Origin of the sequence: Paeniglutamicibacter sp. ORCA_105, assembly GCF_045798545.1 — a bacterium.
GTDB classification, from domain to species: Bacteria; Actinomycetota; Actinomycetes; order Actinomycetales; family Micrococcaceae; genus Paeniglutamicibacter; species Paeniglutamicibacter sulfureus.
Genome location: NZ_JBIXLM010000007.1, coordinates 13,498 through 37,507, shown reverse-complemented (window position 1 = coordinate 37,507; position 24,010 = coordinate 13,498). Strand labels below are relative to the sequence as shown.

At 64.3% G+C, this 24,010-nt stretch carries 19 protein-coding genes; 11 read left to right on the top strand and 8 right to left on the bottom strand.

What is annotated here, in order from left to right; genetic code table 11:
* Positions 1-301: 301 nt before the first annotated feature.
* The 4 genes from ACIPUB_RS05150 to ACIPUB_RS05135 all read left to right on the top strand — a co-directional run bounded on the left by ACIPUB_RS05150 (position 302) and on the right by ACIPUB_RS05135 (position 5,155).
* Positions 302-2,500 carry a glycosyltransferase family 2 protein gene (locus tag ACIPUB_RS05150; protein WP_407606392.1) on the top strand — a complete coding sequence of 733 codons (2,199 nt, stop codon included), beginning with the start codon at positions 302-304 and terminating at the stop codon, positions 2,498-2,500.
* Positions 2,501-2,502: 2 nt separating this feature from the next.
* Positions 2,503-2,964, top strand: coding sequence for a hypothetical protein (locus tag ACIPUB_RS05145; protein WP_407606391.1), 462 nt, complete (start codon positions 2,503-2,505; stop codon positions 2,962-2,964).
* Positions 2,957-4,489, top strand: a complete 1,533-nt coding sequence (locus ACIPUB_RS05140; protein ID WP_407606390.1) for an EAL domain-containing protein — start codon at positions 2,957-2,959, stop codon at positions 4,487-4,489. Before ACIPUB_RS05145 ends, ACIPUB_RS05140 begins: the two co-directional genes overlap by 8 nt.
* Positions 4,490-4,654: 165 nt before the next feature.
* Positions 4,655-5,155 carry a VanZ family protein gene (locus ACIPUB_RS05135; protein ID WP_407606389.1) on the top strand — a complete coding sequence of 167 codons (501 nt, stop codon included), beginning with the start codon at positions 4,655-4,657 and terminating at the stop codon, positions 5,153-5,155.
* A gap of 383 nt (positions 5,156-5,538) precedes the next feature.
* Here the strand turns inward: ACIPUB_RS05135 and guaB are convergent, their stop codons facing one another.
* The 3 genes from guaB to ACIPUB_RS05120 all read right to left on the bottom strand — a co-directional run bounded on the left by guaB (position 5,539) and on the right by ACIPUB_RS05120 (position 11,221).
* Entirely contained in the window at positions 5,539-7,044 is a 1,506-nt protein-coding gene (gene guaB / locus ACIPUB_RS05130; RefSeq protein WP_407606388.1) for an IMP dehydrogenase, read from the bottom strand.
* Positions 7,045-7,281: 237 nt separating this feature from the next.
* Positions 7,282-8,937 carry a glycoside hydrolase family 10 protein gene (locus ACIPUB_RS05125; RefSeq protein WP_407606387.1) on the bottom strand — a complete coding sequence of 552 codons (1,656 nt, stop codon included), beginning with the start codon at positions 8,935-8,937 and terminating at the stop codon, positions 7,282-7,284.
* A gap of 184 nt (positions 8,938-9,121) precedes the next feature.
* Positions 9,122-11,221, bottom strand: coding sequence for an acyltransferase family protein (locus ACIPUB_RS05120; protein WP_407606386.1), 2,100 nt, complete (start codon positions 11,219-11,221; stop codon positions 9,122-9,124).
* 654 nt (positions 11,222-11,875) lie between these two features.
* Between ACIPUB_RS05120 and ACIPUB_RS05115 the strand changes: the two genes are divergently transcribed.
* Positions 11,876-14,254 carry an Ig-like domain-containing protein gene (locus ACIPUB_RS05115; protein ID WP_407606385.1) on the top strand — a complete coding sequence of 793 codons (2,379 nt, stop codon included), beginning with the start codon at positions 11,876-11,878 and terminating at the stop codon, positions 14,252-14,254.
* 996 nt (positions 14,255-15,250) lie between these two features.
* A complete protein-coding gene (locus ACIPUB_RS05110; RefSeq protein ID WP_407606384.1) occupies positions 15,251-15,475 on the top strand; it encodes a helix-turn-helix domain-containing protein in 225 nt (74 codons plus the stop codon).
* Positions 15,476-15,609: 134 nt separating this feature from the next.
* On the opposite strand, the gene groL is transcribed toward ACIPUB_RS05110, so the two are convergent.
* The 3 genes from groL to ACIPUB_RS05095 all read right to left on the bottom strand — a co-directional run bounded on the left by groL (position 15,610) and on the right by ACIPUB_RS05095 (position 18,644).
* Positions 15,610-17,223 carry a chaperonin GroEL gene (gene groL / locus ACIPUB_RS05105; protein ID WP_407606383.1) on the bottom strand — a complete coding sequence of 538 codons (1,614 nt, stop codon included), beginning with the start codon at positions 17,221-17,223 and terminating at the stop codon, positions 15,610-15,612.
* Positions 17,224-17,284: 61 nt separating this feature from the next.
* Positions 17,285-17,581 carry a co-chaperone GroES gene (gene groES, locus ACIPUB_RS05100; RefSeq protein WP_217391057.1) on the bottom strand — a complete coding sequence of 99 codons (297 nt, stop codon included), beginning with the start codon at positions 17,579-17,581 and terminating at the stop codon, positions 17,285-17,287.
* Between the two features lie 490 nt (positions 17,582-18,071).
* Positions 18,072-18,644: a hypothetical protein gene (locus ACIPUB_RS05095; RefSeq protein ID WP_407606382.1), complete on the bottom strand. Its 573-nt coding sequence runs from the start codon at positions 18,642-18,644 to the stop codon at positions 18,072-18,074.
* Between the two features lie 124 nt (positions 18,645-18,768).
* Between ACIPUB_RS05095 and ACIPUB_RS05090 the strand changes: the two genes are divergently transcribed.
* The 3 genes from ACIPUB_RS05090 to ACIPUB_RS05080 all read left to right on the top strand — a co-directional run bounded on the left by ACIPUB_RS05090 (position 18,769) and on the right by ACIPUB_RS05080 (position 21,316).
* Positions 18,769-19,461: a DUF2306 domain-containing protein gene (locus tag ACIPUB_RS05090; protein ID WP_407606381.1), complete on the top strand. Its 693-nt coding sequence runs from the start codon at positions 18,769-18,771 to the stop codon at positions 19,459-19,461.
* Between the two features lie 110 nt (positions 19,462-19,571).
* The gene (locus ACIPUB_RS05085) at positions 19,572-20,636 is read left to right on the top strand and encodes a sensor histidine kinase (protein ID WP_407606380.1); all 1,065 of its coding nucleotides are present in this window, start codon (positions 19,572-19,574) and stop codon (positions 20,634-20,636) included.
* Positions 20,633-21,316: a response regulator gene (locus ACIPUB_RS05080; RefSeq protein WP_407606379.1), complete on the top strand. Its 684-nt coding sequence runs from the start codon at positions 20,633-20,635 to the stop codon at positions 21,314-21,316. The genes ACIPUB_RS05085 and ACIPUB_RS05080 overlap by 4 nt, the downstream gene beginning before the upstream one ends.
* 110 nt (positions 21,317-21,426) lie before the next feature.
* Here the strand turns inward: ACIPUB_RS05080 and ACIPUB_RS05075 are convergent, their stop codons facing one another.
* Positions 21,427-21,891, bottom strand: a complete 465-nt coding sequence (locus tag ACIPUB_RS05075) for a DNA/RNA non-specific endonuclease (protein ID WP_407606378.1) — start codon at positions 21,889-21,891, stop codon at positions 21,427-21,429.
* A 68-nt stretch (positions 21,892-21,959) separates the two neighbouring features.
* The gene (locus ACIPUB_RS05070) at positions 21,960-22,763 is read right to left on the bottom strand and encodes a TetR/AcrR family transcriptional regulator C-terminal domain-containing protein (RefSeq protein ID WP_407606377.1); all 804 of its coding nucleotides are present in this window, start codon (positions 22,761-22,763) and stop codon (positions 21,960-21,962) included.
* A 329-nt stretch (positions 22,764-23,092) separates the two neighbouring features.
* On the opposite strand from ACIPUB_RS05070, the gene ACIPUB_RS05065 reads away from it, so the two are divergent.
* Positions 23,093-23,692: an N-acetyltransferase gene (locus tag ACIPUB_RS05065; protein ID WP_407606376.1), complete on the top strand. Its 600-nt coding sequence runs from the start codon at positions 23,093-23,095 to the stop codon at positions 23,690-23,692.
* Positions 23,680-23,889: a hypothetical protein gene (locus ACIPUB_RS05060; RefSeq protein ID WP_302265414.1), complete on the top strand. Its 210-nt coding sequence runs from the start codon at positions 23,680-23,682 to the stop codon at positions 23,887-23,889. Before ACIPUB_RS05065 ends, ACIPUB_RS05060 begins: the two co-directional genes overlap by 13 nt.
* The last annotated feature ends 121 nt before the right edge of the window (positions 23,890-24,010 follow it).

The window sequence follows — 24,010 nt, the reverse complement described above, 5'->3', positions numbered from 1 at the left end:
AGCTAACCCCAAAGTTTTGGAAGAAAGACCGACCTGCGCGAATCTTGTGGAAACCTTGTGCAAACTCGGCGGCAAGGTAATCCAAATCACATACATTTCGTGGGTTATGCTCAGGTCCGGAAAGCCTGGGGATCCTTGGACCGCCTGGCGCCGATGCCAATTTGCTGGGGGGCAAACAGTCTTGAAAAACACCGACCATCACGGACGCAGCACAGTCCCGGAGCTGCGTAAACGCCAATGGGGCGCCGAAAAGCGATCCGAACCGCTGTCCATCGTTCATCCGATCCCTTCGCGACGCAAAATGGCGTGGGGACGCATCGGCATTGTCACGACAATCCTGGCGTGGATCGGCTACGTCATCAGCACGATCGCAAGGCAGCTGGCGGATAACCCGGATGCGGGTTTCCGGTTTCGGTTCGAAGCCGCCATGTACCTTGCGGTCGTCACCTTCCTGACTTTTTCGGCGTTGATGTACCTCATTGCCAGGCAGGGCGCACTGCTTCGTTTTTACCAGCACCGGCGGGTGCCCCGTGGCGAACTGGACCAGCACTTCCGTTCCTACGACAAGTCGATTACGACGCTGGTTCCCAGCTACGCCGAAGAACCCTCTGTTGTCAGGAAGACCTTGTGGTCAGTGGCACTGCAGGAGTTCGCGAACCTGAATGTGGTGTTGTTGGTTGACGACAATCCCTACCCCACAGACCCCGATGTCCTGGACAAGCTACAGGAAACCCGCGCTCTGGCCAGCGACATCCAGGAAGCGATAGAGCCGGCCCGTATTTCGGCCCAGGCCTCCCATTCATTGTTCCTGCGGCAAAGGGAACTCGGTGCCTCCAACGCACAAATGCTTGCCACTACTATCACCGCCTACGACGAAGCCTCCACTTGGCTGGAAATCATGGCCTCCAATGAGACGGTTGAAGACCACGTAGATGAGTTCTTCGTTGATTCGGTCATCATGGGACTGGCACGTGAACTCCGGCTCACTTTGCTCGCCCTGAACGCTGCCGCTGCGCAGAACGATTCGCCGAACAGCGATCACCTTGAAGAGCTTCACTTGCGGCTGGAGCGGATCTTCTCCGTGAAGATGCGGTACTTCGAGCGTAAGAAGTATGCCAACCTCTCACAGGCGATCAACAAGGCCATGAACCTCAATGCCTACCTTTCGCTCATGGGCCAAAAATGGTTCGTTGACCGGCGAGGTGACGTCGAGGTACTGCGTGCGTTGGATCCGACCATGGAATTCCCGCAAGATGGCGAAGTCCTGGATATCCCGGATTCCGAGTACCTGCTCACGCTCGACGCCGACTCGCTGTTGCTGCGGGACTACTGCCTGCGTTTGGTCTACTTCCTGGAGTCCGAGGAAAACTCGCGCGTAGCCGTGACGCAAACGCCCTACTCGTCCTTCCGTGGGGCGCCCACCCGCATCGAACGCCTGGCAGGGGCCACAACCGACGTCCAGCACATCCTGCATCAGGGCAAGACACACTACAACGCCACTTTTTGGGTCGGTGCCAATGCTGTCATCCGCAAGCAGGCGCTTTTGGACATCCGCCAAACCCACACCGTGGGTGGATATGAGATACACACCTATATCCAGGACCGCACCGTCATCGAAGACACCGAGTCAAGCATCGACCTCGGTACCCATGGCTGGACCTTGTCCAACTACCCTGAACGTCTCAGCTACAGCGCAACGCCGCCGGATTTTGGTTCGCTGGTGGTCCAACGCCGCCGGTGGGCCAACGGCGGGCTGTTGATCCTCCCGAAGTTTGCGCGCCAGGTCAGCGAACGCCAGCGCCGGAACGAGCGCATTCGCCTGCGTGAAGTGCTGCTGCGGGTCAACTACATGGCGTCTATCGCCTGGGCCAGCATCGGCTTGGTTTTCCTCCTGGTCTACCCCTATGACGGACGTCTGCTCAGCCCGCTGATCTTCGCTGCGGCGCTGCCCTACTTCATCGCCATGGGAAGTGACTTGAGGGACTGCGGACACCGTTTCAGCGACATTTTCCGAATCTACGGATTCAACTTGATCCTCTTGCCGGTCAACATGGCCGGTGTCCTCAAGTCCACGGAGCAGGCATTCACCGGAGAAAAGATTCCGTTCGCGAGAACCCCGAAAGTCAGAAACCGGACAGCTTCCCCAGGGCTCTACGTGGCCATCCCATACCTCATCGTGATCTTCTCACTCTTTACCATGTGGCGGGATTTCCAGGAACGCAACTGGGGCAATGTGGCCTTTGCCGCGTTGAACGCCGTGTTGGCGCTCTATGCCATCCACGCCTACATCGGTTTCAAGAACTCGATCGTGGACATGGTCCTTGGTGTCGTCCAATGGATATATGTCCCGCCCAAGAAGGCCAAGGTCGCTACAGTCTCCTATCCCGTGGCCACACCGGAAAACACCGATTGGTCAACCTTGCTCTACCAGGGTGACCGACGACTCGATCGAGACATGAGGGGAAGCAACGATCGACGCAAGAGGATCGGGGTCAAGTAGCCATGGGCAACATTCCCGTCGTCGAGATGGATTTCGAAGCACCGGACCGGCCAGCCGGCGTCGCCGCTGCCGCACAGTCCACGGACTTCCTTCCGATATCAACCATGGACTGCGAGCACGCCCTGCTCACCTTTCGTGGCAACGAGCTGCTCGAGGTCACTTTCAGGCCCCGCACCGAGCTCAAGATCCCGGTGGTGGTGGGTCTTCTGGCTCTAGTCGACGCCGAACTGGAACGACGTGTCAGGTACCTTCTGGTTGACATTGGTGGCCTGGATTCCGTGGATGCCGATGTCGCGGACATCGTCAATTCCACGTGCAAGGGCATTCGAATCGCGTTGCTGGGTTCGGGACCGGCCGATCGTGTCCTGGCCCGGTTCTTCATGCGCAAAATCGATCCACTGCGACAGCTGAGCTACGTCGAGAGCCGACAAGATGCCCTGACTTTCCTGCTGGAACATGACTGATCCGTGGGTCCCCGGCTCGGATGAACCTCGCATTCCGCAAATTGTCGATGCCATCCTCAGGATCGCCGATATGGACTTTGAGACGTCGATCCACCCCAGTAGCAGGCGCGATGAAATCGATGCCATCATCATGGGGATCAATGCCATGGCTTCCGAGTTGCAATCGACGTATTCCACACTCGATCGCCGGGTGTCTGAACGCACCCGGTTGCTCGAGGCGGCGCGCGACCGCATGGAGGAGCTGGCCTACACCGACCCCTTGACGAACCTGGCCAATCGTTCTGCCTTGATGGGCGAAATCGAAGAGATGCTTGAGGACCTCGAAGACAATGATTCTGCTCCGTTTCTCATGCTTCTGGATCTGGATGCCTTCAAGAGCATTAACGACACCCACGGACATGCGGTAGGCGACAAGGTCCTGCGCCAGCTGGCCGAGCGGCTTCGCAATTGCGTGCGCACCGAAGACGTGGTGGCCCGTCTCGGCGGCGACGAATTCGCCATCCTGGTGCGCATGCCCGAACACAGCGCCACGAGCGTGGGACGGCGCATCGTTGCGGCCATGAACGAGGACATGGTCATTGACGACATCCATTTGAGTCCCGGAGCCAGCTTGGGCATCGTGAGGGCTACGTCCGCCCACACCGGAGACGGGTTGGTGCTGGAAGCCGATACCGCGATGTATGTGGCGAAGCGCTCTGGAAGCGAGAAGGTCGTCGAGTTCGAACCCTTCATGCTCTTTGAACGGCGCGAAAAGGCCGAGATGCTTGCCGACCTGAGGCAGGCACTGGGGACCGAGCAGTTCTTCCCGGCCTACCAGGCGGTGATCTCGCTGGACGATGAACGCATCGTGGGTGCCGAGGCATTGGTCAGGTGGCAAAGAGCCGGATACGGATTGGTGCGTCCCGACGAGTTTCTGCCAACCGCCGAGGCGTCGGGCATGGTCGGGGCACTGACCGAATACATGCTCGAGAAAGCCTTGGAGGACGTCAAGAAATGGCGTGCCTCCAACCTTGTCGACGGCGGATTCAGGGTCCATCTGAACGTCACCTCACGAGAATTGCATGATCTGCGCTTCGCTGACGTGGTGCGAAATGCACTGCGTAAACACGGCTTGCCGTCCAGTGTCCTGGCCCTGGAAATCACCGAGAACCGATTGATGTCAGGAGACAACCTTCACCGATACACGCTATTGGCACTGCAAAAAATGGGTGTGGAGGTCTTCATCGACGACTTTGGTACGGGGTATTCCTCCATCAGCTACTTGCGGCAATTGCCCGTCACGGGGGCCAAGATCGACAAGTCATTCATCGATGACGTTGCCTTGGATCCAAAGCAGGAGGCCCTGCTGCGCGCCATTTCGGATCTGATCACCGCGTGTGAGCTCAAGTGCATCGTGGAGGGCGTGGAAACCGTCGAGCAATCCAAGAAGCTCAAGGCCATGGGTTTCACCACTGTCCAGGGGTTCCTCTACGCCCGCCCGATGGATGCTGCCGAGTTCGAGAAGACATTGCTCCGGCGCTGCTGATCCGCCCTCGCCCGATCCCGGGTGCCGGGACCTTCTCACGACGCCAGCTTGCCGGTCCCCCGCAAAATCCCCGGCGCGCGGCCCTGCCGTAGACTTTCCGGGATGCCTTCCCGCAATTCGTACGCACGCCCTCACGCCCGCAGACACCCCATCCGACTGAGCCACATGACCAAGCCGCATTTCCGTTTCACTGTGTTCCTCGCCGCTGCATATCTGTTGGCCTTGGCGATGATCGCCTTTTGGCCGACCCCGGTGGACCGTCCGGTCAGCGGAAGCCTGAGAAGTGTCATCGGGTGGCTGCACGCACATGGCATGCCCTCCTTCATCGGGTACAACAAGTTCGAATTCGGAGCCAACATCCTGCTTTTCATTCCGTTCGGCTACATCGCCGCGGCATGGACCAGGAAATGGTGGCACCCGCTGGCCGCGGGCTTCGCCGCGTCGTGCCTCATCGAACTCGGCCAGGCACTGCTGCTGCCAAACCGCTTCGCCTCGCTCCTGGACATCGTGGCCAACACCGTCGGTGCCGCCCTGGGCATCTTCATCCTTGCCTTCCTGCACGCACGGCATGCGGAACCGCGACCCGATTCCCCGCCGGCCACCGACCATGGACAGGGAACCCATCCCGATGACGAGATGGCCGGGAAACCGCCGGTCGGCCGGTGATTCCGGCAGCACACCAAGGCTCTCCCCAAAAAGGAAAGGCAGGGTCCCGCTGACTTGTCAGCAAAACCCTGCCCGGAGTGCCTGCAGCTTGGGGTCTGCGGCGTATCTCCCTTGGAAAGAACTGGTACTTGGGGGTAACCAGTTCCTTCCGAAACGGTCCCGCACTTGGGGGAGGCAGGACCGGAAGTCAAGTGTACCCATGTCATGTAGTCATGCGCCAATTCACCGGAGTGTCTTTTCGCCACTTTTTGGTAACACTTGGGCGGAACGCGGGATGGTGGTTTTCCCCCCCGCCCTTGGCGCGACCGTGCGGGAGCACGACGAAGGCCCCGGCACTGTCTTGCGATGCTGAAGACAGCGGCCGGGGCCTTCGGATCAGATGTTTAGCGCGAACGGTAGTTCGGGGCCTCGACGGTCATCATGATGTCGTGCGGGTGCGATTCCTTCAGCCCGGCAGCGGTGATGCGCACGAACTTGCCGCGTTCCTTCAGGTCCGGGATCGTGCGTCCGCCGACGTAGAACATGGTCTGGCGCAGGCCGCCGACCAGCTGGTGGGCCACCGCCGAGAGCGGGCCGCGGTACGGGACCTGTCCCTCGATGCCCTCGGGGATGAGCTTCTCGTTGGAGGGCGCGTCCGACTGGAAGTAGCGGTCCTTGGAGTAGGAGGTGTTCTTGCCGCGGGTCTCCATGGCACCGAGTGAGCCCATGCCGCGGTAGGCCTTGAACTGCTTGCCGTTCATGAACACCAGGTCGCCCGGGGACTCGGCGGTGCCGGCCAGCAGGGAGCCCAGCATGACCGAGTCGGCGCCGGCAACCAGTGCCTTGCCGATGTCGCCGGAGTGCTGCAGGCCGCCGTCGGCGATGACCGGGACGCCCGCCGGGATGGCGGCCTTGGCGGCCTCGTAGATGGCGGTGACCTGCGGGACGCCGACACCTGCGACGATGCGGGTGGTGCAGATGGAGCCCGGGCCCACGCCGACCTTGATGGCGTCGGCGCCGGCGTCGATCAGTGCCTGGGCGCCCTCGCGGGTAGCGGCCTGGCCGCCGATGACGTCCACGTGTGCGGCTGCCGGGTCCTTCTTCAGGCGGGCGATCATGTCCAGCACGCCCTGGGTGTGTCCGTTGGCGGTGTCCACGACCAGCACGTCGACGCCGGCCTCGACCAGCTTCATGGCACGGTCGTAGCCCTCGCCGAAGAAGCCGACGGCGGCGCCGACGCGCAGGCGGCCCTCGTCGTCCTTGGTGGCCTGCGGGTACTGCTCGGCCTTGTCGAAGTCCTTGACGGTGATCAATCCCTGCAGCACGCCGTCGTTGTCGACCAGCGGAAGCTTCTCGATGCGGTGCTTGCCCAGCAGCGCGATGACCTCTTCGCGGGACACCCCGACCCGGGCGGTGATCAGCGGCATGGCCGTCATGGCCTCATAGACCTTGGTGGTCATGTAGTTTTCGCGCGGCACAAAGCGGGTGTCGCGGTTGGTGATGATGCCCAGCAGCTTGCGGTTCTCGTCCACCACCGGCAGGCCCGAGACGCGGTAGTGCGCGCACAGGTCGTCCCACTCGGCCAGCGTCGCGCCCGGGTTCACCGTCACGGGGTTGGTGATCATGCCCGATTCGCTGCGCTTGACCTGGTCCACCTGGTTGGCCTGGTCATCGATCGACAGGTTGCGGTGGATGATGCCGATGCCGCCCTGGCGGGCCAGCGCGATGGCCATCGGTGCCTCGGTCACGGTGTCCATGGCAGCGGAAAGCAGCGGGATGTTGATGTTGATCCGCTTGGTCAGGCGCGTGGTGGTGTCAGCCTCCGAGGGGATCACATCCGTCGGGCCAGGAAGCAGCAAGACGTCATCGTAGGTGAGGCCTTCAAAGGCAAATGGATTGAACTCAGTCACGGGGGACCTTTCACGCCGGTGCGGGGATTGATTACATCCTAGAACGCTTCACCCCCAAGGGACATTCCCGCATGGTAGGTGTGGTGAACGCAACTCCCCCGGACCGCTGCGCACGACACCCTGCCCCGTCCCGGTTTGCCTTGCTGGCACCGGCCATCGTGCCCGCCGGGCCCGGGCTCCCGTGCGGGCAGGCCGCCCGGCATCGCCGGTCGGACCGGGAGGCAGGAAGGCGACCCGTCACGCCCTGATGAAGATCGCGGTGGCGCGCGAGGAGTCGATCCCGGTCTGGCTGATCGACTGGATCATGTACCAGTAGCTGTGTCCGAGCACCACGCCGGTGTCCAGCCAGGACTGGGCGGCGGTGGTGCGGCGGCGCACCGCGCGCAGGTAGGTGCCGGTGGACTGGATATAGGGAACGACGGTGCCGGTGGATTCCCAGCGCCAGATGGCGATGAGCTTCAGCGGCTCGCCGCTGGAACTGGAAGTCCAGCTCAACCGCACGCCGGTCCCCTCGCGCACGGCCTTGGAAATGGTCGGGGTGTAGGGGCGGGTGGCGTTCAGCTGCGGGTACGGGACCGGCAGTGAGGGCCGCGCGTAGTGGCGGGCCTTGAGGATGCCGATGGCGTTGAGCTTGTTCGCCCTGAAGGCGGTGGTGTTGTAATAGGCGTGTCCGCGCACCGCGGGCACCTGGCGGCACTTGGTGAGGTGGTCGCGCAACTCGTTGGGATCCCGCCAGGCGGCAGTGGCCGGGTCGCCGACCTTGTAGGCGGCCTCCCCGGTGTACAGCTTGACGTTGGTCCCGGCAACCTGCTTGGCCCACCAGTCGACCAGCACGTTGTAGTTGGCCACGGTGTAGCCCTGGTACCAGTACAGCTGCGGGGCGATGTAGTCGACCCAGCCGTCCTTGACCCAGCGCCGGGTGTCGGCGTAGAGGGCGTAGAAGCTTTCCAGCCCGCTGGTGGCCGAGCCCAGGGTGCTGGAGGTCCTGTTGGCCCAGATGCCAAAGGGGCTGATGCCGAACACGACCCGGGGCTTGGCTGCCCGGATGGCGTTGTGGGTGTCGCGGACGAACACGTTGATGTTGTTGCGCCGCCAAGAGGAAATCGAGGTGAACGAGCCCTTGTAGCTGGCGTAGGTCGAGGAGTCGGGAATCGATTGGCCGGAGACCGGGTAGGGGTAGAAGTAGTCGTCGAAGTGGACGCCGTCCACGTCGTAGCGCTTGACCAGGTCGATGACCACGCTGCGGATGTAGTTGCGCACCGCCGGGATGCCGGGATTGTAGTATCGCCGGGGCCCGTAGGCGAAGGACCAGGAAGGGTTCAACCGCGCCGGGTGGCTGGCCACCAGGGAGTTCAGCGAGGTGTCCATCCCCACGCGGAAGGGGTTGATCCAGGCGTGCAGGGCAATCCCGCGTTTGTGCGCCTCCGAGATCGCGTAGGCCAACGGGTCGTAGCCCGGGTCCTTGCCCTGGGTGCCGGTGAGGTACCTGGACCACGGCTCCCCGAGGGTGGACTTCCACATCCGGTCGGCGGCGGGGCGGACCTGCAGGAACACGGCGTTGAGGTTCCGAGACACGGCCAGGTTCAGGATCGAGCGCAATTCCGATTGCTGGGCGGCCACGGTCAGCCCGGATTTTGAGGGCCAGTCGATGTTCACGACGCTCGCGGTCCACAGGGCACGGAACTCGGTGCGCGGGTAGGTCGCGGAGGTGGCGGTGTTGCGGGAGGAGACGGTGTAGACGTGGTTGCGGATGACCGCCGCGGCGGCGGGGGCGGCAAGCAGCCCGGGGCCAAGAGCGGCGCCGGCCAGGCCCGCCACGGCCGCCGAAAGCACCGCCCTGCGGCTCACGGGATTGGCCAATGACAGGGACAGGGGTGCCATTTCCGTTTTCATGGCGGTGACTCCGATGGTGCGCGAGCGGTCACGGCCGGGCCGGATCGCGGGGCCGCTTGGAGGCAACGCTACGCCGCGCGGGCACGCCCGGAAAGTGCCGCTGCATCACGCTTGCGCCGCACTTTGGTTACGCCTTGGAGCAGGCCCCGGCGACACCCCCGGCCGGTGCCCGGGAACCGCGGGGTCAGGGCGAATCGGTGAGCGCAGCGAGGAAGCGCTTCTCGAATTCCACGGCGGTGGTCCTGGCAAAGGTACTGGTCAGGTGCGACTGGTCCATGTAGACCAGGACGTTGCCGATGACCGGGCGGCAGATCCCGTCGGGGCAGAGTTGGTCGGTCATGTCCATGGTGGAGAACCCCTCCCCCAAGGTGCCCGAGGCCGCCAGCTCCTCCAGCGGGGAGGTCTCGGCCATGAGTTCGGAAACCGGTGCGCTGCACTGCTGCGCCCATGCCCCGAACCTGTCCACGCAATCGGGCACGGGAGTGGTGAAGCGCGGGGTATCGCGCAGCGCCACGACCGGGATGCCGGCCTCGAGCAGCGGTCGGATGCCGGCCTCGTAGTCCGGCACCACCCGTTCCAGCTCCCCGGCGCTGTGGCCGTGACGGTCGGGGCCAAGCGCGGTAAAGGAGCCGAGGGTGATCACGGCGTCGGGGTCGTGCTCCAGTGCGTAGTCACCGGCGGCCGCGTTGAACTCCCCGCATTCCTCTCCGCGGGTTTCCGAGGGCCCGCCAAAGCGGCACGACGGCTTGGTCAGCAGAACCCAGCGCCACCCCAGCTTCTGCGCCATCGCATCCACCGCGCCGCTCCAGTGCTGCGCGTGCGAATCCCCCAGCAGCACAATGGTCTTTTCCGCCTTCGGGTTTCCGCCTTGCTGGCAGTACTCGATGGCCGGCGATTCGGGTGCCCACGCCCCGGTGCACTCGGCACCGAAGTTCGACCATTCCTCATCCAGCTTGGTGGTCAACGGGACCATCACGGCCTCGGAACTTGGTTCGTGCCCGAAGCCGGGATCCAGGATGGCCGCGCCGGGATTCTCGACCGGTGCCTGGGAGGCCGCCCGCAGCTCTTCGGCGGAGACGCGGTGTTCCCAGCCGCCCAGCGGGGCAAGCACCAGCGAGAGCAGTACCGCGATGCCCAGCCCCACGCGCCGGCGCTTGGCCGAGAGCCACTGCCAGGAGCGCAGGGGCGACTCGACGATGCGCGTGGTGGCCCAGGCCAGCAAAAGGGAAACCAGCATGATGCCCAGCCCGGCGCCGAGGGAGATCTCCGCGCTTCCGGATTCGACCAGGAAGAAGACCATGACCGGCCAGTGCCACAGGTAGAGCGCGTAGGAGACGTTCCCGAGCCAGCCGAGGACCGGCGCCGCGAGCACCCGCTGCACGCCCAACCGGTGGTTCGGGGCCATGATGACCAGCGCGGCGGCGAGCGTGGGCCATAGCGCCAGGTAACCGGGGAACTGTTGCTGGACCTGCAGCAGCATGCCGCAGCTGAGGATCGCCGCCAGGCCCAGCCAACCCAGGGGCACGGTCAGGGCGGCGGGGAGCCTTTGGAGCATCGGCAGGAAGATGGCCACCAGCGAACCCAGCGCGAATTCCCAGAGCCGTGCACCCGTGTCGAAGTAGGCCCACGATTGCGCCGTGGAAGTGGTGTGCACCGAGTAGGCCAGGGAAAGCAGGAAGACGGTGCCAAAGAGCGCGCCCATGGTCATCCGGTAGCTCAACGAGGGAATCCTGGTGCCGAGCCTCTTCCACAGGATCAGGCCCGCGGCCAGCAACAGCGGCCAGAGGATGAAGATCTGCCCCTGGATGGACAGCGACCAGAAGTGCTGCAGCGGGCTGGCGGTGGCGTGTTCGGCAGCGTAGTAGTCAACCGAGTCGCGGGCCAGCTGCCAGTTTTGGGCGTAGAAGAGGCTGGCGGTGATCTGCTCCATGATGGAGTTCCAGCGCGCCTTGGGCAGCAAGGCGACGCTGGCCGCGATGGTCGCCAGCAGGACCAGGACCGCTGCCGGCAACAGCCGGCGGAAGACATTGAGCCAATAGGTCAGCAGTGCCAGCGGACGCCCGCCCTCGACCTTGCGGATGAAGGCACCGGTGAGGAAGAACGCGGAGAGGAGAAGGAACACATCCACACCGCCGGAAACCCGGCCAAACCACACGTGGTAGACCATGACCAGCACCACGGCCAGCGCCCGCAGGCCCTGGAGCTCAGGCCTGAAAGCGGATGCGGTGTTCGCGGCACGTGGACTCCGCCCTGCCACGCGTTGCGCAGGTAAGGAAAGCGACATCAATACATCCTGGAAAATCGACAGCGTCCCCTGCCCGGAACGTTGGGCATGGGCATCCAACGTTACCAAACCTCGTTATCGATTCGTTACGCGAGGTTCCCTGACTGGCCACATGGTGTGTCTCCACGCCAACCGGTACCCAGCCATCCAAGTCACTCGGCTGCCGCAGGCCGAGCGGGCGCTTTCGCGCGCCTGCAGCCCAATTCCTACCAAAGTTGCCGACCAAGGACGAAGTCGCCGACGTGGAAACCCGATGGCATTCTTCGGGAGGCACACGCGAGGACTTGCCTGGGGAAGCAGTATCCCCGCGTGCACCACTCCATAGCGAGTTCCGAACCGGATTGCACGGGCGCGGCTGCACCCCCGAGATCCGGATCAGGCGGCCTTCCATGCAGGCCCCGATCAGCGCCAACGCAGATCCTGCGTTGGCTTCGAACCATAGGTCAACCGTGGAACAACGCTCGCGGACATACCCTGCGAAAAGCTTGCGCCCTGTGGCAACCTCCGGGCCCTACGCCGTTCGCCGCAGACCGAGCGCGCACGATTCCGGGCCCTAGGTTTTTTACAACCTGGGGCGACTACAAATGGGGCTCATGGGGCGGCGGGGGTGTCGCTCCGGCCCAGTGGGGGGCACACCCTGCAGTAGGAGTCATCATGTTTCAGAAGACCCGCACCATAAGGACGGGAAAGCGCGACCTCAAAAGAACCCGGCCCTCGGTGTTGGCAGGTGCGGCGTCCGCGGCACTGCTCGCCGCGGCACTGGTTCCGTTGGCAGGAACCGCAGCATCCGCCAACACCGCAGGCAATGGGCCGGTCGATCCACAAAATGGCTTCCCGACCTGGTTCTCGGACGGCACCGCGAAACTCCAGCTGTGCTACACGGCCGGCACCGGCTGCCTGATGGAACCACCGAATCCCGATCTTCCAGCGTCCTACCCGGACAATTTCCCCGATGAGGCATTCTGGTTCGCCGCGGAAGCCAGCGGCGGGAACCTGCGCCTCTACGAGGCCGCCCTGGAGGCAGCGCATGCCAACGAGATCGTCCAGGACGGGGACCAGATGGGCTTTGGCCGGCTGCGCTTCATCATCGAGAACATCGTCGCGGGCCAGCAATACACCGTGACGCACCCCTACGGGGTGAACACCTTCACCGCCGAAGCCGACCCCAAGGTCGGAGGGCGCATCAAGGTCACCCTGGATTCGGGCGCCTGCGCCCCGTCCCTTGCCTCCCCGTGCAATTGGGGCCAGGTGGGCGCGGCATTCCTGGGCGACTACACCACGGGCAGCACCGCGACTTTCCTACGTCAGGTCGGTGCGGCACCCGGAACCCTGGGCGACATCAACACCGCCCGCGCGGTCACCGGGGCGCCCTCGGGCAATAATTTCGTGACCGTCACCGGCCCCAACGCCGGCGGGCCTGGCATCGACACGTTGACGGTGAGCACCTTTACCGTCCAGGGCCTGCTCTACCAGGGAGACGACGGGGCGCCGAGCACCCCCGACCTGGCAGCGGCCAGCGACACGGGCAGATCAACCACTGACAACATCACCCGCACCAACCTTCCCACCCTCACGGGAACCGCCACCGCCGGATCCACCGTGGAACTCCTCGTTGACGGTGCCACGGTCCCGGCCGTGAGCGGTGTCGCCACCGGCGGCAACTACTCGTTGCGCGTGCCGACGGCGCTGGCCAACGGCGTGCATAAATTCCAGGCCCGGATCGCCAACCCTCTGGTTGCCACCGACCCCGCAGCGCCGCCGTACCTGACCTCACCTACACTCACCGCGACGGTGGACACCGTGGCACCGGTCTCCTCCGTCGTCGCGCCGTTCCCCTCGACGCCCACCGCGGACACCACCCCGACCCTGAACACGGCGGCCAACGAGGCGCGGTCGACCCTCGAATGCCGGTTGCTGCCGAGCAATCCCGACTGGGAAGCAGGTTGCCCGGCGGCGAAGACCTACGACGCCCAGCTCAACGGGACCTACGTGTATGAGGTGCGCGCCACCGATGCCGCCGGCAACACCGGTGCCGTAGCGACCCGCACGGTCCGGATTGGAACCGCGGACACCGTGGCGCCCGCCATTTCCAGCCGCGCTCCGGGAACCAATACAACGAACGTGAGCACGGCCTCCAATGTCTCCGCAGTCTTCAGCGAGTTCGTCCAGGGAGTTTCCCCCACGACGTTCACCCTGAAGAACCCAGCGGGGACCACCATCCCCGCGGCCGTCACCTATGACCAGGCGACGCGCAGGGCCACGCTGAATCCGACGGCGAACCTCGCCGCCAACACCGTCTACACCGCACGGATCACCGGAGGCACCACGGCGGTTCGCGACCTGGCGAACCTCCCACTGCCGACCGCCAGCTGGACGTTCACCACGACCGCCGCCCCAGCGGTGACAGTGCGCACGCCGGCATCCGGGGCCAAGTCCGTGGCAGTCGCCGGCAACGTCTCCACCACGTTCAGCGAACCCGTGGCCGGGGTGGGAGCGACAACCTTCACCCTGAAGAACACGGCGACGCAAGCGGCCATCGCCTCCGCCGTCACCTACAACGCGACCACACGGGTAGCCACGTTGAACCCGACGGCAAACCTGGCCGCCGACACCAGATACACCGCGGTCCTCACCGGCGGCAGCACGGCCATCCGCGACGCACAGGGCACCCCGCTTGCCACGCACAGCTGGACCTTCACCACCGGCCCCGCACCCGCGGTGTCGGCCAGGGTCCCGGCCGTCAACGCCACGGCCATCCGCCGGGCCAACAACATCACCGTCACCTTCACTGAATCCGTGCTGGGCGTCGGTACCCCGACGCTGAACCTCCGCAACGCCACCACCGGTGCAGTGGTGTCGGCAACGGTGACGCGCAACGGAACCACCAACCAGTGGATCCTGAACCCGGCTGCCAGCCTGGCGGCCAACACCCGCTACACCGTCCGGGTGACCGGCGGAACAACCGCGATCCGCGATGCGGCACTCAACCCGCTGGTCTCGACAACCTGGTCATTCACGACCGGCGCGTCCTGACATGAAGTTGGCCGCCTGCCCACCGCAAGTTGGTGGGCAGGCGGCCATTTCTTGTGCCCGGGCAAGGCCCGGAACGGCCTTACACGTCCCGGCGATGCCGGCGCGGAGGGAAAACTGGCGTGCGTGCGTCCGGCCCCGGAATGTCGGGCCACATACTCGTGCCAGGGAGCCGCGAGGGGCTGGGGGCGAGGAACTAGGGAACACCGTGACGGGCCTGGGATCGGCCGACCCCGCTGGATCGAGGTAGCCTCGAGCGCCTGTGGATTCGCGGGGTATTGCTCAAAAATGCCACCCTCCCAATGCAAAGTGCGGGCGCAATCACGGATTCTTTTCCCGATTGCGCCCGCACTCCCGTGTGTCCGACCCAGCCTCAGGTGCAAGGAAGAACACCTGCCACCACCGAACTCGATGGCATTCCCGGGAAGCACACGCGAGGACCTGTGTGGGGGGGGTAGCAGTATCCCCGCGTGTGCCGTACCAGGGTGCGTACCGGTCCGAATTTCACGGGTGCGGTTACACCCCGAAATCCGGGCCGGGCGGCCTTCCACTCAGGCTCCGTTCAGGGCCATCGCAGGGATTGCGCTAGCTTCGAGCCTCAGGTCAACCGTGAAACAACCTTCGCGGACATACCCTACGAAAAGCTTCGGTTCCTTGCCTCGCCGGATTGTTGCCGCTGGGCAGAAGAGGCCGGAGTCGAATGAGTACCGGCCTGGGTGCATCTTTTGAACGATGCTATAACCGGACACCCCAACTGAAGACGAATACGGTCGAAGCGATCACCCGACCCAACGACGAATGCATGGCACGCCCTGTTGCCACGTCGATACCTCCGGGAAGACCAAAACGTTGCCGAATGGCAACCTCCGGACCTTCCACCTCTCTGGTGCCCTGGGGAACTTGAGTCTACGATGAGGTCAACGTTGCACCAATGGTTGAAGGTATGCGACGTATCAGCAGTTTCGTCCGGGGATAAGCAACACTTTGATTGGGGATGACATGGTTGACCTGAAAAGTTTCGAGGAAGCCCACTACCTGACTGTCGCGGAGGTCGCCTTGGCGATGCGCGTCTCAAAGATGACTGTGTACCGCTTGGTGCACGGAGGGGATCTGCCGGCGGTGCGTTTCGGCCGGTCCTACCGGGTTCCCGCCCAGGCCGTGAAAGAGTACCTCATCGCCGAGCCGCACGCGGCGGCACCGGCGCAACTTTTCGCCTCGAACTAGCCGGGCACGTCGGTGTCGACCGATCCAGCGCACAACGCCAGGCGCCGCCGGCCTCCGGGCTTCCGTGCCCCCAAGGGGGGAAACGGGAACCTGGCTGCCGGCGGCGCCTGGTGCACTGCCACGCTTGCTGCGTGTTAGTGGTTGTGTCCTGCGTGCGAGTCCGGATCCGCGGCCGGCTTTTCGGCGACCAGGGTTTCGGTGGTGAGCACCAGGGCGGCGATCGATGCAGCGTTGCGCAGCGCCGAACGGGTGACCTTGACCGGGTCGATGACGCCGGCGTTGATCAGGTTCTCGTACACGCCGGTCAGGGCGTTGAAGCCCTCGTTGGCCGGTGATTCGGAAACCTTGGCGGTGACGACGTAGCCGTCGAAGCCGGCGTTCTGGGCAATCCAGCGCAGCGGCTGGACCAGTGCGCGGCGCGCAATGCCGACACCTGCAACGGCGTCGCCGGTGAGGGCGAGCACGTTGGGGTCGGTGTCCAGCACTGCAAGGGCGTCAACCAATGCGGTGCCGCCGCCTGCAACGATTCCCTCTTCGAGGGCAGCGCGGGTGGAGGAGACTGCATCTTCGATGCGTGCCTTGCGTTCCTTCAGCTCGACCTCGGTGGCTGCGCCGACCTTGATCACGCCGATGCCGCCCGAGAGCTTGGCGAGGCGCTCGTTGAGCTTCTCGCGGTCCCACTCGGAATCGGTGCGGGTCAGTTCGGCCTTCAGCTGCGAGACGCGGTCATTGACATCCTCGGCCGTGCCTGCACCGTCGACGATGGTGGTCGAGTCCTTGGTGATGGTGATGCGGCGAGCCGTACCCAGCACCTCGAGGCCGACCTGGTCCAGCTGCAGCCCCAGGTCCGGGGAGACAACCTGTGCGCCGGTGAGGATCGCAATGTCCTGCAGCATGGCCTTGCGGCGGTCGCCGAAGCCGGGGGCCTTGACGGCCACGGCGTTCAAGGTGCCGCGGATCTTGTTCACGACGAGGGTGGAGAGGGCTTCGCCCTCGATGTCCTCGGCGATGATGAACAGCGGCTTGCCGGCAGCCAGCACCTTTTCCAGCAGCGGCAGGAACTCTGCAACTGTGGAGATCTTGCCTGAGTTGACCAGGATCAGCGCGTCCTCCAGGACGGCCTCCTGGCGCTCCGGGTCGGTGACGAACTGCGGGGACAGGTAGCCCTTGTCGAACTGCATGCCCTCGGTGACAACCAGCTCGGTGGCGGTCGTGGAGGATTCCTCGATGGTGATGACGCCATCGGTGCCAACGGTCTCGAAGGCCTTGGCCAAGAGCTCGCCGATTTCCTCGTTCTGCGCGGAGATGGCCGCGACGTTGGCGACCTGCTTGCCCTCGACCGGAACGGCGTTGTCCTTCAGGCGCTGCGCAACTGCCTCAACGGCAACTTCGATGCCGCGCTTGATTTCGCCCGGGGCGGCGCCCGCGGCAACGTTGCGCAGGCCCTCCTTGACGAAGGCCTGTGCGAGCACGGTGGCGGTGGTGGTGCCGTCGCCTGCAACGTCGTTGGTCTTGGTGGCTACTTCCTTGGCCAGCTGCGCGCCAAGGTTCTCGTAGGCGTCTTCCAGCTCGATCTCACGGGCGATGGTCACGCCATCGTTGGTGATCGTCGGTGCGCCCCAGGCCTTTGCCAGCACCACGTTGCGGCCGCGCGGGCCGAGGGTCACCTTGACGGTGTTTGCGAGCTTATCAATACCCGCTTCGAGGGCGCGTCGCGCCTCTTCGTTAAAAGCTAGCTGCTTTGCCATGTCTTGCTCCTTATAAGCTACGTAAAGCCCCGGCCAGGGGCCGGGGCTTTACGAGGAAAAACTACTTTACGACGATGGCCAGGACGTCGCGGGCCGAGAGCACCAGGTACTCGTCGCCGCCGACCTTGACTTCGGTTCCGCCGTACTTGGAGTAGATCACGACGTCGCCTTCGGCTACGTCAACGGGGACGCGGTTGCCGTTGTCATCGACGCGGCCGGGGCCGATTGCCACGACCTTGCCTTCCTGCGGCTTTTCCTTGGCGGAATCAGGGATGACCAGACCGGAAGCAGTGGTGGTTTCTGCTTCGAGCGGCTGGACGACAATGCGGTCCTCGAGAGGCTTAATGGAGACGGACATCGTCTCTCCTTTGCGTGAGTTACCAATGGTTTACGGGCCGTTCGGGTGGTACCAACCGTCGTCGCGGTGCCAGCTGGTGAATTACCTCAGGCTTTCAGCACTTGCCGGGATCGACAGGCGCCACCAATGACTCTAGGCAACCATTAGCACTCGGTCAAGGCGAGTGCTAATTACGGGGTCATTTACGCCCTCGGCGCATCTGACGACTTGCGTCGATGTGTCCGAAGTGGCGCTGCGACGTCGACCCATCGACGAACCTTGATCGGGACATCGGAATCGTCGGTAATTACTGGGCAGTCGGAGAAGAGCGGGGCTCCCCTCGCACCTACAGCCAGTTTTCCAAAGGAACCGGCAGCATCGAGGGGAATCCACTCTGGCCTCCCCGACATGATCAATAGCGCCATCCCAAGGAGCAGGACGCCTTCGTCCTGGAATAACCTTCCCTCATTGTCGGAAAGTGCCGTTCACTTCCCATCCGCTGTTCCATTTCTCACGCCCCTGGAGCCCATCGTTCGCCGCGTGTCATTACGTAGCGCTTCCAGGCGTAGCCCCACGGGGTCACGGCAAGGATCGGCACAACGAAGAGAACGTTGAAGAGCATCGTCGCCGTTGCCGCATCCATGTCGTTGCCGATCAGGTGGGGCAGCGCCACGATTGCGAGCCACAAAACCTTCCACATCGTTTCGAACAGCAGGATCGGCAGCATCCCGAGGGGATAGCGGAGGCCAAGGAACGCCAGCAGAGACATGGCAGTCAGAATGCAGACAACCACCCCTTCGAACACGGGCATCGACGACGCCTGGAGCAGCAGCGGCCATTTAACGATCATCAGGCCCACTGCCATGAAGAGATAGCCGCCGCGCATCATGTTCAGGCGGAAGGTGGGCAGTTGCCCCGGCCCGGTGGTCCGATCCGGGAGCGCTACTGCCGCTTGGGGCTGAGAAACCGGAAGCGTTGACGAGGCGGAGGATGGCATTGTCTTGTACCTTTCGAATGGTGCGGTTTCGACGGTGCGGGTGCGGTGGCAAAACCTTGGGGTGATGTTGTTGCTGTCTTGACTCAACTTTCCCTGCCGACGTGAGAGCGCGCATCGGCGGAAAGGCCCGAATCGCACCGACCGAAAGTACGGCTTGGTCCTCGGCCGACCTGCCGATGTCTTCCCCCGATTCACGGGCGAGTATCGAGTCATGACAACTGAAACCACTGACAGCCGCGCTCAAGCCGGTTGGCCGCCCCGACGCCACAGAGCCCCGTGGCTGGCACCCGCCGGGCTGATTCTCCTCAGCCTCATACCGGTGATCGCCGGCATGTTCCGGGTCACCGAGCTGACCAGCGGCGGCGTCATCACCCCAGACAATGCCCGATTCTTCGCCTCGCCGATTCCGGTGATCACCCACATCGCCAGCGCCACGGTATATTGCCTGCTCGGTGCGTTCCAGTTCGTGCCGTCGCTTCGCCGCCGGCGCGGCTGGCATCGCATCGCCGGCGGCATCCTGATTCCCGCCGGCCTGCTCGCTGCCCTGTCCGGTTTGTGGATGACAGCTTTCTACGCAGCGCCGGATGGCGGCAGCGCGCTGCTTATGGTCATCCGGTTGTCCTTTGGTGCGGCCATGGCGGCTTGCATATTCCTTGGAATCATCGCGCTCAAGCGCCGGGACTTCAACGCTCACGGCGCCTGGATGACCCGCGCCTATGCGCTTGGCATCGCGGCTGGAACCCAGGCCGTCGTGTTCGCGTTCTGGATCCTCGGTGTTGGGCCGGTCAGCAGCCTGACCGACGCGCTACTCATGGGCGCAGCCTGGGTTCTCAACGCCGGAGTCGCCGAGTTCGTGATTCGCCGGCGTGCTCAGATGGCCCTCGCATTCTCAGGCCCCCGCTGATGCGCCAGTATCATGAAGGAGTGACCGGTCTCTTGCGCTCCGCGTGGAATGCGCCAGGCGCAGTTCCCCCTCCCCCGCGGCGGGTATGGCGGGACTGGGCGCTGTTATCGGTGGTTGTGCTTGTCGCACTGCTGGAGGCTACTCTCCGCACCGACCTTTCCCAACCCCTGCTAGCGGCGATCGTCGTGATCGGATCGGCCCCCACGCTGTTGTGGCGGCGGACTCTGCCACTGCCCATGCTCGCGATCGCGCACGGCGCCGTGGCAGTAGCGACCTTGCTGATGGGCAACTCGATCCTCTACACGAGCGTGTACGTCATCGTGCCGGCGTACGCACTGTTCCGATGGGGCAAAGGCCGAGACCTGCTGCTGGGGTCCGGCATCCTTCTCGTCAACCTCGTGGTTTCCGGCCTGGGTGGTGCGCCTTTCGCCGACATCCTCGGAGAGGTCGGGTTGACCGTCATCGTGGTCACCCTCGGAATTGCACTGCGCTACCGGGCACGGGCGAGGATGCGGGAGATCGACCGCGCCAAGTTGCTGGAACGAGAGATGCTCGCCCGGGATTTGCACGACACGGTCGCCCACCACGTCTCCGCGATTGCCATCCGCGCCCAGGCCGGGCTGGCGACTGCGGCCCTAAAGCCGGAAGCGGCAACGGATGCGCTCCGCGTGATCGAGGCGGAAGCGTCCAAGACCCTTGCCGAGATGCGCTCGATGGTGCGCGTTCTGCGTCAGGGCGACGCGCCTGAATTGGAGCCTGAACTGGCTCCTGGCCGGACCATCGCCGACGTTGAGCAGCTCGCCACCACTGAGCCACTTGCTGGCTCCGGGGCTGCCGGTCCGCGCGTCGATGTTCGCATAACCGGTGACACCCAAAGCATCCCACCGACCGTGGCCGCCGCCATCTTCCGGCTGGCGCAGGAGTCGGTGACGAACGCGCGCCGCCATGCCCGGGGTGTCTCCATCATCGATACGGTCCTCGAGGTGGATGAGGGTGGAGTGCGGCTGACGGTGACCAACGACGGTGAGGCGGCGCCGGCCGCGACGCCGGGCTACGGCATCACCGGAATGATGGAACGCACCTCACTGCTCGGGGGCACCTGCCACTCCGGCCGAGCGCCCGGCGGCGGTTGGGTTGTGACCGCAGTGCTCCCTCGTGTTGGATGGACCACATGACGATTCGCGTGCTCATCGCCGACGACCAGGAGTTGGTGCGCACCGGCCTCGGCATGATCCTCGATGCGCAGCCCGACATTGACGTCGTGGGGCAGGCGTCCGATGGCATCGAGGCGGTGGCTCTCGCTCGCCGTCTTCAACCGGATGTCTGCCTGTTCGACATTCGGATGCCCCGACAGGACGGCATCGAGGCCACCCGTGCCATCGCCGGACCGGGCGTGGAGAATCCCATGGCGGTTGTCATCATCACGACATTCGACCTCGACGAGTACGTCTATGCGGCCCTGCGGGCCGGGGCAAAGGGCTTCTTGCTGAAGGATGCCGGTGCCGATCTGCTCGGGCAGGCGGTGCGTGCCGCCGCCAGCGGTGATGCGCTGATCGCCCCCAATGTGACGGTGCGATTGCTCGAGGCGTTCGCGGATGCGGAGCCGGCGGCTGCCCCTGCCCAACCGGTCGAGCCGCTCACCGAACGGGAGGAGCAGGTGCTGGCGGCCGTTGCCCGCGGGCTGGGCAACAACGAGATCGCGAGCGAGCTGTACATCACCCTGAGCACCGTGAAAACTCACGTCGCCAGCCTGATGACGAAGCTCGGTGCCCGCAACCGAGTCGAGATCGCGATTTGGGCGTACCAGACCAAGCGGAGCCCGCGTCGGCCAGGAGCCACGCCGACAGGGCGTTAGCAGTCCATAAGACAAGCATCCTCAAGGAGGTCTTTGCATTCCAACCTACGCGAATTGCGCGAAGCTTCCGACTTGACTCAGGTCCAGCTGGCAGGCCGGCTCCAAATCACTCAGGTCCAGCTGGCAGGCCGGCTCCAAATCACGCAGAGCAGGCTGTCGCGAATAGAGCACGGGGATATTTGCACCACCTCGGGGAATTGAAGCTGCGTCCGCGCTTGAAGTTCGCCCATGGATACCTGGTAGACCCGGAACTGGTCCAGGGCCAGCACGGCCCGCAGAGAGTCGAGGTCCTGGGTCAGCAGGAAGGCCCGGGCCTTCACTACCCCTTGTTCCCGGAACACCAGCAGCTTCCAGTATTCCGAGGGCAGGGCCACGCCCCGGTACACACGGTCATCGCGACGTAAGACGGGGCCGGCAAAGACGCTGGCCCGCAGGTCCTGGACATCGACGTCCTCGTAGAGCGCGTTTTCCAGCCGACCCCAGATCCCTTCCTGGCTGCTCTGGTTGAAGTCATCCATTTGCGGGGCGATGTTGCCGTAGTAAAAGGAGTCGCGGTTGGCCCTGCACCGATGCACCGATGCACCGATGCTAGGGCAGGTTGCCTGCCAAGGCGAACACTTGCGGTCCCGCGCGTGGGGAACCGTCAGGGGCTTCGGAGCTCCCCCAGTGTCGGAAGGCCTCCGGCGGGCCGTCCTGGTTCGGGAGCGGTGCCGGGGCGGAGTCGCTCCTCGAGTCCGGCCAAGAGGATGGTGATGCCTTGATCGAGTTCCTCGGCACCGTCGTAGTCGGCCAGGACGGAGGCAAGGTTGCGCAGCTGGGGGAACTCCTTGGGCGGAAGCCGGTGCAGGCCCAGCCGCAGGATGGCCTCGTTTTCCTCCGGGTCGACGATGTGTTCCTGGAGTTCGTTCAGGATGTGGCCGTAGATATATCCGTAATAGGCCCGGTAGATGTGCAGGGCGCTTTCAGGCGTGAACCCGGCATTGATGAGCAGCGCCAGGATCTGCTCCAGCGGGCGCAGCGTTCCCAGTGGGCGCAGGCCCAGCGGGGTAGATAGGGGCCGGGTGACCAACAGCGGGACCACATGGGGGTGGGCCAGCGCCAGATGCCGAAACCCGTGGGCGACCTTGCGCAACTGGGACTGCCAGTCGACGTCGACGGGTTCGATGACCAGTTCCTGGAGCACCATTTCCGAGATGCCGTCCAGCAACGCGGCGCGGTTGGGTGCGTACCGGTAGAGGGCCATCGCATCGCGATCAAGGACCTTTCCCAGTCGGCGCATGGTCAGGGCTTCCAGGCCCTCGGCGTCCACCAGGCGCAGGGCCGCAGCAAGCACTATCTCACGCGTCAGCCGCTCTCGCCGCTTGGGGGCCGGCGCCCCGGAAGGCACCTGGTTCGGACCCTGTTCTTGCTCCGAGACGGCGTCGTCTCGGGTCGGATTCTCGGGCATGCGGTGATCGGACTCCATGGGTAGTGTGCGGCCCTGCCAGGGGTTCTGCAGGGGTTGGCCGGGTTGCCATACCTAATACTCTACATGTAGCGTCTACAACAAAGGTCTACAGTAGATATCTACAGCGTAGACATCGCAGACAACCCAGATTTTTCACCAGATACAACGGTTCAGCAGCGAGCCACGGTATTTCCCTTTGAGGAGCACGCCATGAATCGCCCGTACCGGAAACCACCTTCCACGCAACTGTCCCGACAACGAGCAACTGCGCTCGAACCCCAATGCCACCCGGCCCATGCACCCTCGGCCCCCCACGGGAGGCCGACACCATGGGCGTGATCGAGAACAACCGGGAACAATGCCGCTACGAACTCTACGAGTCCGGCGACTTGGCGGGATTCGTGCAATACGGCATGCGCGAGAACGAAATGTGGGTGCACTACACCCAGCTCAAGCGCCGTTACCGGTCCGAAGAGCTCATCGAGGAACTCCTCTTACATGTCCTTAACGACGCACGGCGCAGCCGCCTGGCCATCATGCCGTTCTGCCTCGCCCTGCGAACCCTGATGGACGAGAAAACCGAATACGCCCCGCTGGTCCCCGAGCTGTGGAGGCAGCGCTTCCTGGGACGAAGTGATCCGCAACGGCGGCCCATGCGCTACGTGCGCTTCACCGGATCCCCCAAGCGCCGCAGCACCGCCAAGGAATGCGACACGCTGCCGGCGCCGCAGTCCATCTCACGAGGCTATTCTTCCTGGACACCTCCATCGCCCCCCCGACCCCCGGGTCAATGGGGCACCGGACAATATTCCAGCCACCTGAGCGGGACCCAGGCAGGCCAGCATGCCCCCCGGGACAAACCTGCCGCCCCGCCACCCCCAGAAGACAAACCGTCCAACCAACGACAGGAAAATACGTGCACGAACTGAATCTGATCCGGGCTGCGGCCGAAGACGTGGCCGCAGCCCGAGTGGTGCTGAGCGAACGCAGCCAAGCCCTGAAAGCCATCGTCCGCACCGCCCTGGACCACGGAGCTGTCCCGGCCGACGTGGCCCGGGCCAGCGAAGCCGCACTCCCGACCCCCGCAATGCCCGCCAAAACCAGCCCGCCCGTGCTGACGGCCTGAGCCGTAAGAAGAACAGGTCCCTGCAGGAGACCTCCTGGGTTCTCCTGTAGGGGCCGACCTGCTCCATCGGCACACCGAAGACAAGGGCCCGCTCGTTCACGAGTGGGCCCTTGTACCGTTC

Excerpts from the sequence above, each read along its gene's own strand:
- ACIPUB_RS05150 (WP_407606392.1), top strand. The coding sequence starts at position 302 with ATGGCGTGGGGACGCATCGGCATTGTCACGACAATCCTGGCGTGGATC.
- ACIPUB_RS05145 (WP_407606391.1), top strand. The coding sequence starts at position 2,503 with ATGGGCAACATTCCCGTCGTCGAGATGGATTTCGAAGCACCGGACCGG.
- ACIPUB_RS05140 (WP_407606390.1), top strand. The coding sequence starts at position 2,957 with ATGACTGATCCGTGGGTCCCCGGCTCGGATGAACCTCGCATTCCGCAA.
- ACIPUB_RS05135 (WP_407606389.1), top strand. The coding sequence starts at position 4,655 with ATGACCAAGCCGCATTTCCGTTTCACTGTGTTCCTCGCCGCTGCATAT.
- ACIPUB_RS05125 (WP_407606387.1), bottom strand. The coding sequence starts at position 8,937 with ATGAAAACGGAAATGGCACCCCTGTCCCTGTCATTGGCCAATCCCGTG.
- ACIPUB_RS05120 (WP_407606386.1), bottom strand. The coding sequence starts at position 11,221 with ATGTCGCTTTCCTTACCTGCGCAACGCGTGGCAGGGCGGAGTCCACGT.
- ACIPUB_RS05115 (WP_407606385.1), top strand. The coding sequence starts at position 11,876 with ATGTTTCAGAAGACCCGCACCATAAGGACGGGAAAGCGCGACCTCAAA.
- ACIPUB_RS05110 (WP_407606384.1), top strand. The coding sequence starts at position 15,251 with ATGGTTGACCTGAAAAGTTTCGAGGAAGCCCACTACCTGACTGTCGCG.
- groL (WP_407606383.1), bottom strand. The coding sequence starts at position 17,223 with ATGGCAAAGCAGCTAGCTTTTAACGAAGAGGCGCGACGCGCCCTCGAA.
- groES (WP_217391057.1), bottom strand. The coding sequence starts at position 17,581 with ATGTCCGTCTCCATTAAGCCTCTCGAGGACCGCATTGTCGTCCAGCCG.
- ACIPUB_RS05090 (WP_407606381.1), top strand. The coding sequence starts at position 18,769 with ATGACAACTGAAACCACTGACAGCCGCGCTCAAGCCGGTTGGCCGCCC.
- ACIPUB_RS05080 (WP_407606379.1), top strand. The coding sequence starts at position 20,633 with ATGACGATTCGCGTGCTCATCGCCGACGACCAGGAGTTGGTGCGCACC.
- ACIPUB_RS05070 (WP_407606377.1), bottom strand. The coding sequence starts at position 22,763 with ATGCCCGAGAATCCGACCCGAGACGACGCCGTCTCGGAGCAAGAACAG.
- ACIPUB_RS05065 (WP_407606376.1), top strand. The coding sequence starts at position 23,093 with ATGGGCGTGATCGAGAACAACCGGGAACAATGCCGCTACGAACTCTAC.